The organism is Micromonospora palythoicola, assembly GCF_036689795.1.
Taxonomy (GTDB): Bacteria; Actinomycetota; Actinomycetes; order Mycobacteriales; family Micromonosporaceae; genus Micromonospora; species Micromonospora palythoicola.
In genome coordinates this window covers 34,825-52,230 of record NZ_JBAGKI010000042.1, presented here as the reverse complement: position 1 = coordinate 52,230, position 17,406 = coordinate 34,825, and the positions used below count along the sequence as shown (strand labels likewise).

Here is a 17,406-nt window from a genome sequence, read left to right as displayed (position 1 = left end):
CCCCCCCACTCCCACACCGCCTGCCCGCGTGGGTCGGCGGGGGGGGGGGGGTCCGCCGGGCCCCGTACACGGTGGGGGGGGGCGGGCCCCGTCCGTAGTACTCAGAGCGTGCTGCTCAGAGCGTGCTGCCGTTGGCTCCGGTACCGGTCGGCTTGGTGCGGGGGGTGGTGGACGTCGAAGTGGAGCTCGACGTGCCGGAACCCGACTTGCTGCCGGCCGTGGCCGGCGTACCGGCGAACGTGTCGTCGGCCGGGGTGAGCGATTCCTTGCCGTTGGAGTTCAACTTCTCGCCCAGCTTGGAGTTGCCGAGCTTGTCCTTGCCCTCGTGGTAGAGGCGGTTCGCCTGGGCCTGCGCGACCCCGGCCGCCTCCTGGACGGTCGGGTGGTCGAGCACCTTGCGGCCCCGGACCACCAGCTCCTCGTACTTTTCCCGGCCGGCACGGGCGCCCAGGACGAACCCTGCAGCCAGCCCGCCAAGGAACATGATCTTTCCGCGCATGGCGGCTCCTTTCGTACCTGACGCGCCGTCGTCCCGCTCCCGGAAGCCGGGTGGCGGGACCTACCGATTCGCGCCTGCGTCCTGTCGTCGGCAGCTAACTACCCATCCTGCTCTCCGCTCATACCTCCTTGTGCCAGGATGACGATTTGTCTGGTAAACGGCCACCGGCCGGCTCGGTGATGGCCGATGAACCCCCTGGACCAACACCCCCCGACGTCCTGTACTCTTGTGCCCGGCGCGCGGTGCGGAGCGATCCGTTCCGGGCGTTGTTGCGGTCCCCCGTAGCTCAATTGGCAGAGCAGCCGGCTGTTAACCGGCAGGTTTTTGGTTCGAGTCCAAACGGGGGAGCTCCACTTCTCACCAGGACGCCCACCGGCCCGATCCGGTGGGCGTCAGTCGTTCCGCCCGCCAGAGCGCGCCGACCGGGGTCGCGCCGGTTCTTCGCACGGCGGCACCAGGCCAACCGGTCTACGCTGGTACCCGATGTCCACTGACACCGACGTGGTGATCGTGGGCGGCGGTCTCGCCGGCCTCGCCGCGGCTCGCCGCCTGCACCGCGCCGGGGTGCCCTGGCAGTTGGTCGAGGCCACCGACCGGCTCGGTGGTCGGGTCGCCACCGATGCCGTCGACGGATTCCTGCTCGATCGTGGCTTCCAGGTCCTCAACACCGCCTACCCCCGGGTGGGTGCGCTGCTCGACGTGGACGCTCTCGACCTCGGCTACTTCGTCTCGGGAGTGCTGGTACGCAAGGGCGGTCAGCTGCTGCGGCTGGTCAACCCGTTGCGCGAGCCCGCCGGTGGTCCGGGCACCGCTCTGGCCCCCGTCGGTTCCCTGCCCGACCGGCTGCGCTTCGCCGCTCTCGCCGCGAGCTACGCCACGCTGTCCCCCGAACGTCTGCTCGCCCGGCCAGAGACCACCGCCGAGGCGGCCCTGCGTCGCGCGGGCCTCTCCCACGCGATCATCGAGGACCTGCTCCGTCCGTTCCTCTCCGGCGTGCTGCTCGACCGGGAACTGGCCACCTCCAGCCACGTCCTGGCGATGGTGCTGCGCTCGTTCGCCCGGGGCCGGGTCGGCCTGCCCGCCGAGGGCATGGCGGCGCTGCCCCGGGCCGTCGCCGCGCCGCTGCCGACCGGGCTGCTGGAGCTGAACACCGCCGTCGCCGAGGTGGCGCCGGGTCGCGTCCGGACCACCGCCGGCGAGCTGCGCTGCCGGGCCGTCATCGTCGCCGCCGACCCGCCCGCCGCCACCCGGCTGCTGGACCTGCCCCCGGTGCGCATGCACGCGTACACCACCTTCTACCACGCGGCCACCGAGCCACCGTTGGACGAGCCGATCCTGCTCCTCGACGGCGACCGCCGCGAGATGATCGCCAACACGGTCGTGGTCAGCCACGCCGTGCCCGGCTACGCGCCCACCGGCCGGCACCTGATCGCCACCTCCGTGGTCGGGCCGTCGGTACCGACCGAGCCGGCCGTGCGGCTGGAACTGACCCGGCTGTACGGGCGGCCCACCGCCGACTGGGCGCACCTGACCACGGTCACGATCCCCGCCGCGCTGCCCGCCGCGCCGCCGCCACAGGGCCGGCTACGTAAGCCGGTGGGGCTGGGAAACGGACTGTTCGTCGCCGGTGACCACCGCGACAGCCCGTCCATCCAGGGGGCACTCGCCAGCGGCTGGCGCACCGCCGGAGCCGCCCTGCGGCACCTGCGCCAGCACTGACAATTCGGGGTCACCGACCCGAAGATGATCACCTATGATCCTCGCCATGCCCGCACCCCTCCCGCCGCCGGTCTTCGACGCCGCGGCGGCGTACCCCCAGGTGGCCGCCGCCCGTGGCGCGCTGGCCGCCGGTGACTGGCCGGCGCTGAGCGCCCTCGTCGACGCCCAGGGCGCCCACGGTCGGACGGTCCTCGTCGGCGAGGTCGGTGACACACCGGACGCCGAGCCGCTGCTGCGGAAGGCACTCGCCGAGCGACCGGACGACCCGTTGGCCGCGGCCATGCTGGGGGCACACCTGATACACGCCGGATGGCGGATCCGGACGGCCAGCCGGGCACAGGACGTCAGCCGGGAACAGTTCGCCCAGTTCTTCGATCATCTGCGTCGGGCCGAGCAGATCCTCATCGAGGCCACCGCCCGCCACCCGCAGGACGCGGCAGCCTGGACCCAGCGGGTCACCAGCGCCCGCGGCCTGCAACTCGGCCAGGCCGAGGCCCGGCGCCGCTACGACCGGCTCGCCGCCGCGCACCCGCACCACCTGCCGGCACAGGGTTCCCTGTTGCAGCAGTTCTGTCCCAAGTGGAGCGGCACCTGGGACAGGACACACGCCTTCGCCCGGGAGTGCGCCGACGCCGCACCGGCCGGCGCGCCCAACGCCGTCCTCATCGTCGAGGCGCACCTGGAACAGGCTCTCGACCACGGCAACCTGTCCGCCGCCGGTGAGTTCCTCCGCGGCCAGCGGGTACGCGCCGAGATCCACGAAGCGGCCCAGCGCTCCGTCTGGCACCGCGATTTCCGCCACGGCTGGGGCTGGGTCCAGGTACGCAGCACCTTCGCCCTCGCCTTCTGCCTCATGCAGGAGTGGACACCGGCGGCGCAGCAGTTCGCCGCCCTCGGACACCTCGGTGACGAGTCGATGTTCGGCTACTTCGGCGACGCGGTGCGGCAGTTCCAGCGGTTCCGCGACAAGGCGTACGCGAAGGGCGGACGGCCGTGATCCAACACCTGGAAACCGACGGGGTGCCGACGCTGCTCGCCCCCACCGGCGGGTCGATGCGCGCCGGTCTGACCTTCCGGGTCGGCACCGCCGACGAGACGCTGGCCCGCCACGGCATCACCCACCTGCTCGAACACCTCGTCCTCGCGCCGCTGGGCAGCGCCGACTACCACTTCAACGGCGCCACCGGACCGGTCTTCACCACCTTCCACATGCAGGGCTCGGCGGCGGACATCGCCACCTTCCTGACCTCCGTCTGTGCCAACCTCACCGAACTGCCCACCGCCCGGCTGGAGGTGGAGAAGGACATCCTGCGCACCGAGTGGAGCAGCCGGGGAGGTTCGGCGATCGACGACATCCCGTTGTGGCGTCACGGTGCCCGCGACCACGGGCTCAGCAGCTACCCGGAATGGGGGCTGAGCGGGCTCACCGCCGAGGAACTGCGCCAGTGGGCCGCACGCTGGTTCACCCGGGAGAACGCGGTGCTCTGGATCGCCGGTGACCGGGTGCCCGAAGGGCTGCGGCTGGACCTGCCCACCGGCACCCGGCAGCCGGTACCGGCCGCCTCGTCGGCGCTGCCGACCACTCCGGCGTACTTCGTGCACGGCTCGCGGGCGGTGGTACTCGACGCCGTGGTGCGGCGTCGGGCCGCCGCCACCGTCTTCGCCGAGGTGCTGGAGCGCGAGCTGTTCCGGGCACTGCGCCAGGACGCCGGGCTCTCCTACACCATCAACACGGGGTACGAACCGCGCGGCGACGGGCACGCCCACCTGCGCGCCCTCGCCGACGCCCTCGCCGAGAAGCAGGACGCGGTCGTCGGCGGATTCATCGACGTGCTGGCCAAGCTGCGGGTCGGACGGATCGAGCAGAGCGACCTGGACGCCGCGGTGGCCAAGCGGGTCGACATGTACGCCACCGCGGAGTTCGACGCCGCGCGGCTGCCCGCGTACGCCTTCAACCTGCTCACCGGCGAACCGAACCACACGATCGACGAGCACCTCGCCGAACTCAAGGCGGTCACCGTCACGGACCTGCACGAGGTCGCCCAGGAGGCGCACGCTTCCGCACTGCTGATGGTGCCGGACGGAACCCGCGCCGACTGGGCGGGCTTCACCGCCGCGCCCACCTCGTCGGAGTCGGCCGTGTCAGGCACCACCTACCACGCCCGCGACGACGACGGTCGCCTGCTCGTCGGCACCGAGGGGGTCAGCCACGTCGGTGCCGGCGGCACCCTCACCGTCCGGTACGCCGACTGCGCCGCGATGCTCGCCTGGCCCGACGGCGCCCGGCAACTCATCGGCCACGACGCGATCGTGCTGCACATCGAGCCGACCCTGTTCGACACGCATCCGGCGGCGATGAACGTCATCGACAGCGGGGTGCCGGTCGACCGGCAGATCACCATGCCGCCCCGCGACCCGGAGAACATCCCGCAACCGCGTGCCCTCCGCGAGGCCCGTGAGTACCTGGCCCGGCCGAAGCGGGCCGGGTGGGAGATCCTGCTGATGGTGCTCAGCGGCCTCGCCACGCTTGTCGTGGGTGGGTTCACCCTGCTGCTCACCATCGGCATGTTCATCAGCCCCACCGCCGAGGAGGACGTCGCCGTACTGTGGGGTGCGGTCGTGATCGGCTGGCTGCTCACTGTTATCCTCGCGTTGCCCATCGTGCTGCTGAGGCGAAGGGGACGCCGGTGAGAGAAGGCCGTCGACGCTGAATCCCTTCCGAGCGGTCCGGTCCGTTCGGACCGCACCGCGATGTCGGGACGGTGCGTTGGCCGGTGATCGACCGGGCGGGATAAGATCCGCCCCGGTACCGGGGCGGTAGCTCAGCCGGTTAGAGCAGGGGACTCATAATCCCTCGGTCGCGGGTTCGAGTCCCGCCCGCCCCACCAGCCGTTTCCCCTGTTCAACGGCCAGCTTGGGGTCACGGAACAGGGGGTCAGGGTTCAGCCGGCGTCGACAGCCTTTGCGACGTTCGGATCGGGGTGCTTTGCTCAGCCGGTGAGATCTGATTTCGAGGACTGGGCGCGCCGGACGTTTTCAGGGTGGAACGCGGTCACCATTGCATCCACCATCCTCGGTCTTCTCCTGTTCGGCTTGGGGCTCATGCTCGGGACCAGGTAGGACTGCCGGTGACTGACGATTCATCAACATCAGGCCGTTCCCATCGCGAGCCAGATCATGAAGGATCAGCCTCAGAGCGCCGAGACGTGGAGAGATCGCCATGAACCCCGACGAAGCTGAGAAGGCCGCGAGAATGAGGTTCCTTCTCGCCGGCACCGCCTTTTTCCGCGCAGGGCAGGTGGCTGCGTGGGTCGGAGTGGTCTACGCCCTGGTGGCGTTGTTGCAGCGGGTCAGCGGCTAGTGCGGTGTCCATTAACGTTGGCCGGGTTGGTCGTGGTCGGGGAAATGTCGTACGGGTGGTGTTGACTGCGGTTCGTGCCTCGTCGTCGGGATCGTGTCGTGCCGGCAGTGGTGTATCGCACCGCTCGGATGGGGCTGCGGGTGACGGCGGGGCAGCGGCGGCGTTGTATTGGTCTGCTGCGTTCGGCGGGTGATGTGTGGGCCTGTGTTCTGGAGGTCAACGCCTGGCGTCGCCGCCGCCGCGACTTTCCCCTGGTGGGCTATCAGGAGTTGTGCCGTGAGTTGGCGGCGTCTGGTCCAGGGACGTTCGGTGATCTGGATTCGACGGGTGCCCGGTCGGTGTTGCGGCGGTTTTCGGATGCCTGGTTCGCGGCGGCGAAGCGCCGTAAGGCCGGTGACGCCACAGGGCGGTTTCCGCGTCGGCGGCGTGCTCTGGTGCCAGTGCGCTGGTATCACGGCACGTTCACCATCACCGGCCGGCGGGTGCGGATCCCGTGCGCGAAGGGCAGCCGTCCGTTGTGGGTGCGGCTGGCCCGCAACCTGCCCTACCCAGTCGAGCACATCCGATCGATCACGCTGGGATACGAGGGCGGCAGGCTCTTCCTCGACGTCACCGCCGAGATTCCGATGACCGTCTATCCACCTGGGGAGGAGCCGGATCCGGGCCGCGTCGCCGGTGTGGATCTGGGGACCATTCATCCGTACGCGGTGGCCGGGCCGGCCGGGCAGGAGTTGTTGGTGTCCGGCAGGGGCATCCGTGCCGAGCATCGGATGCACCTGACCGACACGAAAGCCCGCCGCCGGGCGGTGGCCCGGCGGGCACCGAGACCCGGGCAGAAGGGTTCGCGGCGGTGGCGGCACTACCGCCGTCGCGCGCGACTGGTGGAGGGCCGGCATCGGCGGCGGGTCCGGCAGGCCCAACACGAAGCCGCCAAAGCCGTCATCACCTGGGCCGTCCAGCAGCGGATCGGTGTCCTGCACGTCGGCGATCCCCGAGGCGTCCTCGACCTGCCAGCCGGGCGGCGGCACAACCTGCGGCTACGGCAGTGGCAGATCGGCCGGCTGATCCAGGTCCTCACCGACAAGGCCACCCTCGCCGGCATCACCCTGCGGCTGGTCGACGAACGTGGCACCTCCTCCACCTGCCACCGGCGGGTACCGAAACCACGAGGGCGGATCCCCACCTGCCCATACTGCCGATACACCGGGCACCGCGACCTGCGCGCGGCCGCCACCATCGCCACCCGGGCACCGGGCGGCGGACCCACCACCAGCCCAGCACACCTCGTGCTGCCGCAGGTGATCACGCACCGTCGAGCCGGCCGACACCTCCCCGGTGCAGGTCAGTCCCGACGTGACCCCCGCCGCCCACCCGGGCGGCACCACGGGATCGGTTGGCCAGCGGTGGCCCGCCCCACCCATCCGGGAGGGGAGTCGCTCGCCCACCAGGCGAGGATCCACAACACCCACCACAAACCCGGTGAACGTTAGTGGACACCGCACTAGGAGCAGGCGGGTGAGCGGTCCGCGTCTGGTCCGCAGGAGGTCGGCGGCAGCAGAACCCCTACCATGAGCCGATGATCGAGCAGAGTCAGCGACGCGTTCCTGTTCCTGTCGCCGTTGCCTCGATCATCGTGCTCGTGGCGGCCGCGCTCCCGGCGTCGACGATGTTTGCGGGTGGTGCATCCATGGTCTACGGGTTGATCGGGGTGCTTCTCCTTCTGGCGCTGGCTCACGGCCTGTGGCGTGGTAGCGGGCGGGCCCGGTTCTGGACAACCGTCTTCGCGACAGCGGTTGTTGTGTACGGCGTAGTCGCGATCACCACGGCAGGTGCGCTGGGGCTGCTGCAGATCGTTGGTGCGTCAGTCGTCGTCGGCCTGTTGCTGGTGCCCGTGTCGTCCCGGCGGTGGTTTCACGACTTGCCGGCGCGGGAGTAGCGCCGGCCGTCAGTTGGGAGCCGTCGGATCTCGTCGGACAACGCGTGGTCGCCGGCGGCGTGAGAGTGGTCCACGTGCGGCCACGCCGGCCTCGTAGCCCTTCTCGACCTCGATCAGGCCAGCCTCCTCCAGCACGCTCAGGTGCTTGGAGAGGTTGCCGGCGGTCAGTTCCAGTTGGGGTGCGGATGTTGTGCGTTGCCTCCGTGCCCGGTTGGCGGAGCTGCCGGAACGGCGGACCTTTCGCCCTTCTCCCGCGACTGGAACGGCAAGGTCCACATGGTGGTTCGGGTCCTCCACTACCGCTGATCTAGCTGCAATAATCTTCGATGAAGTGAGGCGGCGGTGTGGTCGCTGGCTCGATCGATTGCGCACTGGGCTCTGACCAGGAGGTCCGGCTTGATCGCAACGTCGTCTCCGTCGAGGCGCAGTCGACACTCACGCGGCAAGCCCATTCCTGTGCGGGCTTCGGGGGTCGGGTCCGAGGGAACACCTCGTGATGACGGCGGTCCACGCGCCGGGAGCGTCGGCGATCGTTCCGGCACTGTTGATCAACGTCTCGTCCCCGCCGCGGTAGGGCCACCCGACCGGCGCTACGTGGACTGCGGCGTCGGGTCTCACTGCCGCGAAATCCCTCGGTATTCAGCGTTGCTATCTACCGGTACCTAGTGTTACCGTCTACTGGTAGTCAGCGACGCTTGGTAGCGAGGGGGCGATGGTGTGGGCAACCAGATGACGGAGATGCTGAAGGGCACGCTCGAAGGCATCGTCCTGGCGATTCTGGCGCGGAAGTCCGCGTACGGCTACGAGATCACCGCGTGGCTGCGCGACCGCGGATTCTCGGACATCGCGGAAGGCACCATCTACGCGTTGCTCGTCCGCATCGAGCAGCGTGGGTTCGTGGACGTGGTGAAGGTCCCCTCCGAGAAGGGTCCCCCACGGAAGGTGTACTCGCTCAACGCGAAGGGGCGCGAGCAACTCACCGAGTTCTGGAGGACGTGGCGCGTCCTCGCGGACCGCATCGAGCAACTCCACCACAACGGCAACCAACACGACCAGGGGGCATGAGCATGGCCGCGAAGTGGATCGAGACACTCGTCGGGTCGCTCGATCAGAAGAAGCAGTACCGGGCCCTCATGGCCCGGATCGAGGCCCTGCCGGAGCCCTATCGCGGCGCGGCCAAGGCGCTGCACCGGTACTTCATGTACCACGGCGCGATCCTCGACGGCGACACGCTCACCACCATGTTCGGCGACTTCGTCGACCTCTGGGAGCGCGCCGTCGCCGACGGAACGCCGGTCCGCGCGATCGTCGGCGACGACCCGGTCGAGTTCGCCGAGACGTTCCTGCAGGCGTACGCCGGCAGGCAGTGGATTGACAGGGAGCGCGAGCGCCTGCGGCAGGCGATCGACGCTGCTGACCACAACAACGGTGAGGAGAAGAGCGAATGACCACCACGGCTCGCGAACCAGCGATCAGGGTGCAGGCCATCACCAAGTCCTTCAAGGACCTGCACGTGCTGCGGGGCGTCGACTTCGACGTGGCGGCGGGGAGCATCTTCGCGCTGCTCGGCTCGAACGGCGCCGGCAAGACCACGCTGGTGCGGATCCTGTCGACGTTGCTGAAGGCGGACAGCGGCACCGCCACCGTCCAGGGGTTCGACGTCTCCTCGGCGCCGGCCGAGGTACGCAAGTCGATCAGCCTGACCGGCCAGTTCGCCGCGGTCGACGAGGTGCTCACCGGCCGGGAGAATCTGATCCTGGTCGCGAAGCTCCGGCACCTGAAGGACCCGGGCGCGATCGCCGACGATCTGCTCGCCCGCTTCTCGCTCACCGATGCCGGGAACCGCAAGGCTGGCACGTACTCCGGCGGTATGCGCCGCCGGCTCGACATCGCGATGAGCCTGGTCGGCAACCCGCCGGTCGTCTTCCTCGACGAGCCGACCACCGGCCTCGACCCGCAGGCCCGCATCGAGGTCTGGCAGACGGTGAAGCAGCTCGCCGAAGGTGGCACGACAATCCTGCTGACCACGCAGTACCTCGACGAGGCCGAGCAACTCGCCGACCGGATCGCGATCCTGCACAAGGGAACGATCATCCAGAACGGCACCCTCACCGAGCTGAAGCAACTCCTCCCGGCCGCCAAGGTCGAGTACATCGAGAAGCAGCCGAGCCTCGAGGACGTCTTCCTCGCCCTCGTTGGCGAAACCAGTGACACCGCCGACCAGCCGGCCACGCCCGCAGGAGAGGAATCCCGATGACCGCCCACGCCCTCAGCGACACCGGAACCCTCACCGGCCGCTCCCTGCGTCACATCCTCCGCAGCCCGGACACCATCATCACCACCGCGATCACCCCGATCGCGCTGCTGCTGCTCTTCGTGTACGTGCTGGGCGGAGCCATCAACACCGGCACCGGTGAGTCGTACATCAACTACATGCTCCCCGGCATCCTGCTCATCACCATCGCGTCCGGCATCGCCTACACCGCGTACCGGCTGTTCCTGGACATGCAGGGCGGCATCTTCGAGCGCTTCCAGTCGATGCCGATCTCGCGTCCCTCGGTGCTCTGGGCGCACGTCCTGACCTCGCTCATCGCCAACCTGGCCTCGCTCGTGATCGTCATCGGCGTCGCGCTGATCATGGGCTTCCGCACCAGCGCGTCCGTGGTCGACTGGCTGGCCGCCGCCGGCATCCTGATCCTGTTCACCCTCGCCCTCAGCTGGATCGCCGTGATGCCGGGCCTGACCGCCAAGACCATCGACGGCGCGAGCGGCTTCAGCTACCCGCTGATCTTCCTGCCCTTCATCAGCTCGGCGTTCGTCCCCACCGACTCGATGCCCGGCCCGGTCGCGTGGTTCGCCGAGAACCAGCCCGTCACGTCCATCGTGAACACGCTCCGCGCACTGTTCGCCCAGGAACCCGTCGGCAACGACCTCTGGATCGCCCTCGGTTGGTGCGTCGGGCTGCTCGTGGTCGCGTACCTCGGTGCGACGGCGATCTACCGTAAGAAGATCAGCTGACCGATCGCAGGAAGGCGGCGTCGCATCCACAGTGGATGCGGGGCCGCCTTTTCGCGTGATCCGGCCGCTCGACGGGAGCGTTCGGCCGAACGGTCAGTGGTGGCCCGACCGTCGATCGTCGCCAGGGCGGCGGCCCTCGTCACGCAGGTCGCCCGGTCGACCGTGCAGGGCACGTTCGAAGACCAGGCGGTGCGCGCGTACGTACCTCGCGTCGTTGAGGTACTGGATGTGGTGTCCGTCCGCGAGATGACCGGCGAAGGCGGCGTTGCCGGCGGCTGCCTGGGCGTGCATGAATTCGACAAGTGCGTGCAGCCGGGCCACGGTGACGTCCACCAGGTCGGCTCGTGCGGTGTCGTCCAGCCCGTAACGATCGCAGAACGTGCGTAGCCGGGCGGCCTGTTCCTCGGTGGTTCCGAAGCCGTCGGTGTTCCCCGGTGCGGTCATCGGCACCCAGCGGTAGGCCGCGTAGGCGACGTCCCAGATCCGGGGCCCGGGCTGGGCATGGTCGAAGTCGATGATGCCCACGACGCGGTTGCCGTCGAGCACGCAGTTGTGCGGGGCGTAGTCGCCGTGACAGATGACCTCGACCGGCTCGGTCGCCGCCACCTGCCAGCCGTCGCGCGGTGCTCGCCGCGCGTACTCGGCCGTCGCGTCGTGGTAAGCCCTGAGCAGCACGGCGGCGCTCTCCAACGCCTCGATCGAGGCCGCCGCGGGGGACGGCGGATAGTTCGACACCTCGCCCGGCAGGAAGTCGAGTAGCTCGAACCCGGGCTCGCTCGTGTCGCGTACCCGGGGTGCCGCCGTGAAGCCCTGGGCGGCGAGCTGCCGCAGCAGGTCGTGAACCCGGGTGGACCAGGGGCCGGTGGGTCGACGCACCGTGTCGCCGATCCGAACGACCTCGTTGACGCCGCCGCCCGTCAGGATCTCCCGCTCGACCATCCGCCCTACTTCGTCGCGTCGACTCCTACGTCGTCCCGCTGCCCTGAGCGGCTGCCGGGGGACGTCCGGCCGGGCCACCGTACTCCGTCGCCGAGGTGCGACGCTGGTCGGTACCCGACGGCTCGACCAGCCGTCGGGACCGGCCGTGACCGACGACCGCGAAGGCGACCACTCGCCTGGTCCACGGGCGGACCCGGATGGTGACGACGTCCCCGTCGCGGCAGTCACCGGCCCACCGGCTGGGCAGGCCCCAGGCGGTGGTCCGGTCGCCGGTGCCGTCGTCCACAGCCAGGTAGTGCAGCCACGGTCGGGCCGGTCGGTCCTCACCCTGGTTCGTCGTGCGCCACACCTCCAGCCACAGCACCTCGCCGGTGACGGTCCGCTCCGTGACGAGATCCGTGACACCACGCACCAGCGTGTGGCCACCGAGCCCCAGCAGTACCAGGCCCACGACGACGAGGCCGGCGGTCACGACCGTGACGATCCGCTGCGGCTGACCGTCCGGTGTGGGCGTGAGATCGAGGTCGGTGCCGAACACCTTCAGCAGGAAGCCGCCCACCGCGAGGCTGATCGCCGCGCGCAGCAGCAGCTTCGGCACCGTCTGACCGTAACGGAGGGAGAAGCGCGGGTACCGTACCCGGACCCGGTGCCACCTGCCACCGAGCGAGGACCAGACCAGTTTCCGGTCGCCCATCCCGAGGTCGAGCAGGGCGCTGGTCCGGCGGGTGGCGCCGACGGCCGCACCGTAACCCAGGTAGCGGTCCCAGATCGCCACCGACGCCGGTGGTAGTTCGTCGAACTGCTCGTGTCCGCGTAGCCAGTCCCGGACACCGAGCCAGTGTGCGGCCACCTGGCGGCCGAGGGGTGTGTCGCGCTCACCCGGTGACAGTCCCGCGATGGCGGTGAGGACGGCGAAGACGACGACTCCGGCTCCGACAGCCGGGTTTCCGTCGGTACTGTGCAAGCTCCCGTAGCGCCACAGCATCACCGTGACGACCACCGCGACGACCCCGGCGGCGGCGGTCAACAGGCTGGTCACGGCGGGGCCGAAGCGCCGCCGTGACAGCCCGGCGGCCCGGGCGTCCGCGACGACCTGCGCTCGCAGCCGTCTGTTCCACGCCTGCGCCTGCGCCCGGTCGCGGAAGGTCAGCGCGGTCAGCGGTACGACGCCGTCGACCGCCAGCCCGCGTACCCGGTCGAGCACCCGCCGCTCGTACGGCCGCAGTTTCCCGTCGTCGGGCGGGCTGGACGGCAGGTGCAGGGTGGTCCGCGTCGGATCGTCGTCGGGCTGGCGCAACTCGAGGTAGCCACGGGCGGCAAGATCGAGCAGAGTCGACTCGGCCGCGTCCTCGGTCACCGACCACCGGTTGACCAACAGGCTGACCACGGCGGGTGGTTCGTTCCCGAGTTCCATGGTGGCCGGCGCGGGCGTCGGACCGGCCGGTCGGGTGACGGCGCGGACCAGGCCGTACGCGCCGAACCAGGCCCCGACTGCGACCGCGCTCGCGGCCAGGTCGAGAAGCAGTCGGAGATCCACCGGGCCAACTCCCGTCAGGAGCGCACCCGGACGGCGGCGCGTTCTCCGTCGAGGGCCTCGAAGTAGTCCGTCGATCGGAAACCGCCCAAGCCGGCGATGACGTTGATCGGAACGGACTGCACGCTTGTGTTGTATGTCTGAACAGCGCTGTTGTAGAACTGCCGGGCGTAGGCGATCTTGTCCTCGGTCCGGGTCAGTTCACTGTGCAGGGCCGCGAAGTTCTGGTTCGCCTTGAGGTTCGGGTACGCCTCGGCCAGCGCGAGGAGCCGGCCGAGCGTCCGGGTCAGTACCTCCTCGGCGCCCGCGCGAACGGCCACCCCGGGCGTGACGGCGGCGGCCATCGCGCCGGAACGGGCGGCCAGCACCGCCTCCAGCGTGCCGCGTTCGTGCGCCGCGTAGCCCTTGACCGTCTCGACCAGGTTGGGCACGAGGTCGTACCGACGCTTGAGTTGGACGTCGATCTGCGCCCACGACGCCTGCACCTGGTTGCGTTGGCGGACCAGACGGTTGTAGGCGTTCAGCGCCCAGCCGATCACCAGCACCGCCGCCAGGCAGAACAGCCCTGTGGCCCCGATGATGGAAACGGTCTCCACCCGAACTCCCCGCATCCCGTCGTGGACCACCTCGACGATCCGTCGACGACATCCCCGACTGGCCCGAGCATGGGCACAACGGCAGCCGGCCGCAATCGGGCGAACGGCTGGCACCCTGCCGGCCGGCGGCAGGAAACGTGGACATCGCCCGGATTCTGAAGGAACGATCGTGAAGAAGGCGTTGCTCGCGGTGGCCCACCGCGGTGGACGCACCACCTACCGGCGCAGCAGCGCGTTGAGCCGGGCGGCCTGCCGAGTGAGGTGTTCGATCTCGGGAAGGCTGGGCGCCGATCGGGCGGCTTCGGCGTAGAGCCGTGCCGAGGTGACCAGGTCACCGTCACGCTCGTGCAGGTACGCGGCGACAGCGGCGTACCGGGGCAGGGTGGGGTCGAGGTCCGCCAGGGCGGCCAGGCCGGCTCGTGCCCCGTCGGCCTCCCCGACCGCGACCGCCCGGTTGAGGCGGGCCACCGGGCTGTCGGTGAGGCGAACCAGTTCGTCGTACCACTCGACGATCTGCACCCAGTCGGTCTCCTCGGCGGTGCGGGCGTCGGCGTGCAGCGCGGCGATGGCGGCCTGCGCCTGGAACTCGCCCAGGCGGTCGCGGGCCAGGGCGTTCTGAAGTATCTGCACGCCCTCGGCGATGAGCCGGGTGTCCCAGCGGCCCCGGTCCTGCTCGGCCAGCGGCACCAGGCGGCCGTCGGCGGTGGTTCGCGCCGGCCGGCGGGCGTGGTGCAGCAGCATGAGCGCGAGCAGACCCGCCACCTCCGCGTGTCGGATCCTGGCCGCCAACTGGCGGGTGAGTCGGATCGCCTCCGCGGCGAGGTCGACATCGCCGGAGTAGCCCTCGTTGAAGACCAGGTAGAGCACGCGCAGCACGGTCCCGACGTCCCCGGGCTGGTTGAACCGGACGCCACTGACGGTCCGCTTGGCCCGGCTGATCCGCTGCGCCATTGTCGGCTCCGGCACCAGGTAGGCCCGGGCGATCTGCCGGGTGGTCAGGCCGCCGACCGCCCGCAGTGTCAGCGCCACCGCCGAGGCCGGGGTCAACGACGGATGCGCGCACAGGAAGTAGAGCGCGAGCGTGTCGTCGACCGGCTCGCCCGGTCCGGGCGCGGGCTCCACCTCCATCAGGGCCTCGCGCCGTCGCCGCGCGGTGTCCGCGCGGGCCACGTCGAGGAACTTCCGCCAGGACACGGCGACCAGCCAGCCCTTGGGGTCGCGCGGCGGGTCCGTCGGCCATGCCCGGACGGCCTCAACCAGCGCGTCCTGCACGGCATCCTCGGCCGTCGCGAAGTCGACTCCGCGACGGACGAGGATGCCGATCACGGCCGGAGTAAGGGTCCGTAGGACGGCCTCATCCACCGTGCGTCACTCCGAGATGGTCGGCGGCTCGGTGAGGAACGGCCGCACCTCGAGCCACTCGTGCAGCGGCTTCCCGCCGGCGCCCGGCGCCGCCGACAACTCGCCGGCCAGCTCCAACGCCCGGTCGTAGCTGTCGACGTCGATCACCATCCAGCCGGCGATCAGATCCTTGGTCTCCGCGAACGGGCCGTCGGTGACCGGCGGTCGTCCCTCCCCGTCGTAGCGGACGAACGTGCCCTCCGGGGAGAGCGCCTGTCCCTCGACGAACTCGCCGGTGTCTTCGAGCCGGGCCGCGAAGTCGCGCATGTACTGCACGTGGGCCGAGACCTCCTCGGGCGTCCACTGGTCCATCGGCACGTCGTGCAGCGGGGTCGGGCCGCCACGGTAGTGCTTGAGCAACAGGTACTTGGCCATCGGATGCTCCTTGTCAACTACGGGCCATTCTGGCCGCGTTCATGGCAGGGACGGAGCCCGGCCCGGCTTCTCGACATGCCGCCGGGGATTTTTTCGCTGAGTTTGTCAGCGGCCCTCACGCCGGTTCGTCCGATGCCCCGGCCAGGCAGGTCAGCGCCCGGGCGGTGGCCGCCGAGGTGGCGGGCAGCAGCGGAGGGCGGACGAGCGGTGTCGGGATCCGGCCCTGGGCGTGCAGCACCGCCTTGACCACGGCGGGGTTGGGTTCGGCGAACAGCGCGGCCGAGAGGGTGGCGAGCCGGTGGCCGAGCGGGCGGGCCCGGGCGACGTCGCCGGAGCGCCAGGCCGCGATCAGGTGGGCGTAGTCGCCGGTGGCGAGATGCGCGGAGGCGAGGATCCCGCCGGCCGCGCCGAGGGCGAGCAGCGGCGAGACGTACGCGTCCTCGCCGCAGAGCACCGCGAAGTCGGACGGCGGGTCGGCGAGCAGGGCGATCGTGTCGGCGTCGATGCCGCCGACCGCCTGCTTGACGCCCACCAGGCCGGGCAGCCCGGCGAGGCGGCGCAGCGTGTCGGCGCCCAACTGCTGCCCGGTGCGGTACGGAACGTGGTACGCGACAAGCGGCACCGGTGAGTCCTCGGTCAACCGGGCGTAGTGCGCGACCACCGCCTCCTCGCCGGGGCGCAGGAACGGCGGGACCAGGCAGAGCGCGGCGGTGACCTCGGGCCGCCCGGCGAGTGCCCGCAGCTCCGGTGCGGTGTGCGCGCCGACCAGGAGACCGGCCCGGTGTTCCCGACAGATCGCGGCGATCGTGTCGACCACCAGCTGCTGCTCGGTGGCGTCGAGGGCGTGCGGCTCGGCGGTGGTGCCGAGGGCGACCAGACCGGTCGCGCCGGCGGTCAGTATCTCCCGGGCGAGTGCGCGCAGTGCGTCGAGTGCGATCGCGCCGTGCTCGTCGAACGGGGTGATCATGGGTACGTAGAGACCGGCTGGTGTCATGCCTTCAGCCTCCGACCGAAGAAGGTGAAGCACCAGTTCCGATTACTCACCGGATACGTAAGCTGAACTGATGCTTGACGTCCGTCGCCTGCGCCTGCTGCGGGATCTGTCCCACCTCGGCACCATCGCCGCCGTGGCCGAGGCGCACACCTACACGCCGTCCGCCGTCTCCCAGCAACTCGCCGCGCTGCAACGGGAGGCCGGTGTGACGCTGCTGGAGCGGGCCGGTCGGCGGGTCGCCCTGACTCCCACCGGGGTGGCGCTGGTCCGGCACGCCGAGGTCGTCCTCGCCGCGCTGGAGGCGGTCGACGCGACTCTCGCCGCCGCGCGGGGCGGGCTCCGTGGCACGGTACGCATCGGCGCGTACCCCAGTGCGGTGCGTACCCTGCTGCTGCCCGCCCTGGTCGCGCTCGGCCGTGACCATCCGGCGCTCGACCTGATGGTCACCGAGCTGGACCCGGTCGCGGTGCCCGACGCGCTGCGCGACCGCCGCCTCGACGTGGCGCTCGTGCACGACTACGACATCGTGCCCGTCGAGCCGGGCCCGGCCCTGGACTCGGTGCCGCTGCTTGAGGAGACGGTCTACCTGGCCGTCGGGGCGGACCGGGACCTCACCGGCGACCCGATGCGCTCGGTACGCGACGCGGACTGGATCGTGGGCAGCCCGGGTACGCTCTGCCACTCGGTGACCCTGCACGCGGGTGAGTTGGCCGGCTTCCGCCCGACCGTGCGTCACCACGCGGACGATTTCACCGCCGTGCTGGCCCTGGTCGCCGCCGGTCAGGGCGTCGGTCTGGTGCCGCAACTGGCTGTCGGGCGGCCGCCGACCGGGGTGGCCCTGGTCCCGCTCACCATCCGACGGCGTACCCGGATCGCCTACCGGCAGGGCGCGGGTGACCATCCCGCGGTGGCCGCGAGCGTCGCCGCGCTGCAGGTCGCCGCCGCGGACCTGCCCGGCGGGCGCCCGGCCGGGTCCTGAGCCGCCGCCGCGGCGCACCCGCCGTCGGTCCCCGCCCAGGGCTGCCCCGGGCGGG

General features: G+C 70.7%; 17 protein-coding genes and 2 tRNA genes. 12 read left to right on the top strand and 7 right to left on the bottom strand.

The annotated features are described in order from the left end of the window. Nucleotides 1–115: 115 nt before the first annotated feature. Nucleotides 116–499 (bottom strand): hypothetical protein, encoded by a 384-nt coding sequence (locus tag V5O40_RS18765; protein WP_332906659.1) that lies wholly within the window; start codon nucleotides 497–499, stop codon nucleotides 116–118. A gap of 275 nt (nucleotides 500–774) precedes the next feature. On the opposite strand from V5O40_RS18765, the gene V5O40_RS18760 reads away from it, so the two are divergent. The 11 genes from V5O40_RS18760 (at nucleotide 775) to V5O40_RS18705 (ending at nucleotide 10,533) form a co-directional block, all read left to right on the top strand. Further along, nucleotides 775–847 (top strand) — tRNA-Asn (locus V5O40_RS18760). 135 nt (nucleotides 848–982) lie between these two features. After that, nucleotides 983–2,218, top strand: a complete 1,236-nt coding sequence (locus V5O40_RS18755) for an NAD(P)/FAD-dependent oxidoreductase (protein ID WP_332906658.1) — start codon at nucleotides 983–985, stop codon at nucleotides 2,216–2,218. 46 nt (nucleotides 2,219–2,264) lie between these two features. Beyond that, complete coding sequence (locus tag V5O40_RS18750; protein ID WP_332906657.1) at nucleotides 2,265–3,215, top strand: tetratricopeptide repeat protein; 951 nt, start codon at nucleotides 2,265–2,267, stop codon at nucleotides 3,213–3,215. Then, nucleotides 3,212–4,909, top strand: coding sequence for an insulinase family protein (locus tag V5O40_RS18745; protein WP_332906656.1), 1,698 nt, complete (start codon nucleotides 3,212–3,214; stop codon nucleotides 4,907–4,909). The genes V5O40_RS18750 and V5O40_RS18745 overlap by 4 nt, the downstream gene beginning before the upstream one ends. A 120-nt stretch (nucleotides 4,910–5,029) precedes the next feature. Beyond that, nucleotides 5,030–5,106, top strand: a tRNA-Ile gene (locus V5O40_RS18740). A 601-nt stretch (nucleotides 5,107–5,707) separates the two neighbouring features. Continuing rightward, nucleotides 5,708–7,069: an RNA-guided endonuclease InsQ/TnpB family protein gene (locus V5O40_RS18735; RefSeq protein WP_332906665.1), complete on the top strand. Its 1,362-nt coding sequence runs from the start codon at nucleotides 5,708–5,710 to the stop codon at nucleotides 7,067–7,069. A gap of 86 nt (nucleotides 7,070–7,155) precedes the next feature. Next, the gene (locus V5O40_RS18730; protein WP_332906655.1) at nucleotides 7,156–7,515 is read left to right on the top strand and encodes a hypothetical protein; all 360 of its coding nucleotides are present in this window, start codon (nucleotides 7,156–7,158) and stop codon (nucleotides 7,513–7,515) included. A gap of 729 nt (nucleotides 7,516–8,244) precedes the next feature. After that, entirely contained in the window at nucleotides 8,245–8,580 is a 336-nt protein-coding gene (locus V5O40_RS18720) for a PadR family transcriptional regulator (RefSeq protein WP_456299392.1), read from the top strand. After that, on the top strand, nucleotides 8,577–8,963 hold the full coding sequence (locus tag V5O40_RS18715) for a DUF1048 domain-containing protein (protein WP_332906653.1): 387 nt from the start codon (nucleotides 8,577–8,579) through the stop codon (nucleotides 8,961–8,963). The genes V5O40_RS18720 and V5O40_RS18715 overlap by 4 nt, the downstream gene beginning before the upstream one ends. Further along, on the top strand, nucleotides 8,960–9,772 hold the full coding sequence (locus V5O40_RS18710) for an ABC transporter ATP-binding protein (RefSeq protein ID WP_332906652.1): 813 nt from the start codon (nucleotides 8,960–8,962) through the stop codon (nucleotides 9,770–9,772). Before V5O40_RS18715 ends, V5O40_RS18710 begins: the two co-directional genes overlap by 4 nt. Next, nucleotides 9,769–10,533 (top strand): ABC transporter permease, encoded by a 765-nt coding sequence (locus V5O40_RS18705; protein WP_269737703.1) that lies wholly within the window; start codon nucleotides 9,769–9,771, stop codon nucleotides 10,531–10,533. The genes V5O40_RS18710 and V5O40_RS18705 overlap by 4 nt, the downstream gene beginning before the upstream one ends. A gap of 93 nt (nucleotides 10,534–10,626) precedes the next feature. Here the strand turns inward: V5O40_RS18705 and V5O40_RS18700 are convergent, their stop codons facing one another. From V5O40_RS18700 to V5O40_RS18675, 6 genes are all read right to left on the bottom strand, one after another. After that, entirely contained in the window at nucleotides 10,627–11,472 is an 846-nt protein-coding gene (locus tag V5O40_RS18700; protein ID WP_332906651.1) for an aminoglycoside phosphotransferase family protein, read from the bottom strand. Between the two features lie 25 nt (nucleotides 11,473–11,497). Then, nucleotides 11,498–13,009: a DUF2207 family protein gene (locus V5O40_RS18695; protein ID WP_332906650.1), complete on the bottom strand. Its 1,512-nt coding sequence runs from the start codon at nucleotides 13,007–13,009 to the stop codon at nucleotides 11,498–11,500. Between the two features lie 14 nt (nucleotides 13,010–13,023). Continuing rightward, nucleotides 13,024–13,602 (bottom strand): LemA family protein, encoded by a 579-nt coding sequence (locus tag V5O40_RS18690; protein WP_332906649.1) that lies wholly within the window; start codon nucleotides 13,600–13,602, stop codon nucleotides 13,024–13,026. A gap of 216 nt (nucleotides 13,603–13,818) precedes the next feature. Then, complete coding sequence (locus V5O40_RS18685; RefSeq protein WP_332906648.1) at nucleotides 13,819–14,964, bottom strand: RNA polymerase sigma factor; 1,146 nt, start codon at nucleotides 14,962–14,964, stop codon at nucleotides 13,819–13,821. Between the two features lie 6 nt (nucleotides 14,965–14,970). Then, nucleotides 14,971–15,378: a YciI family protein gene (locus V5O40_RS18680; protein ID WP_332906647.1), complete on the bottom strand. Its 408-nt coding sequence runs from the start codon at nucleotides 15,376–15,378 to the stop codon at nucleotides 14,971–14,973. A 115-nt stretch (nucleotides 15,379–15,493) separates the two neighbouring features. Beyond that, entirely contained in the window at nucleotides 15,494–16,372 is an 879-nt protein-coding gene (locus tag V5O40_RS18675) for a dihydrodipicolinate synthase family protein (protein ID WP_332906646.1), read from the bottom strand. Nucleotides 16,373–16,442: 70 nt separating this feature from the next. On the opposite strand from V5O40_RS18675, the gene V5O40_RS18670 reads away from it, so the two are divergent. Then, nucleotides 16,443–17,351 (top strand): LysR family transcriptional regulator, encoded by a 909-nt coding sequence (locus tag V5O40_RS18670; protein ID WP_332906645.1) that lies wholly within the window; start codon nucleotides 16,443–16,445, stop codon nucleotides 17,349–17,351. Nucleotides 17,352–17,406: the final 55 nt, after the last annotated feature.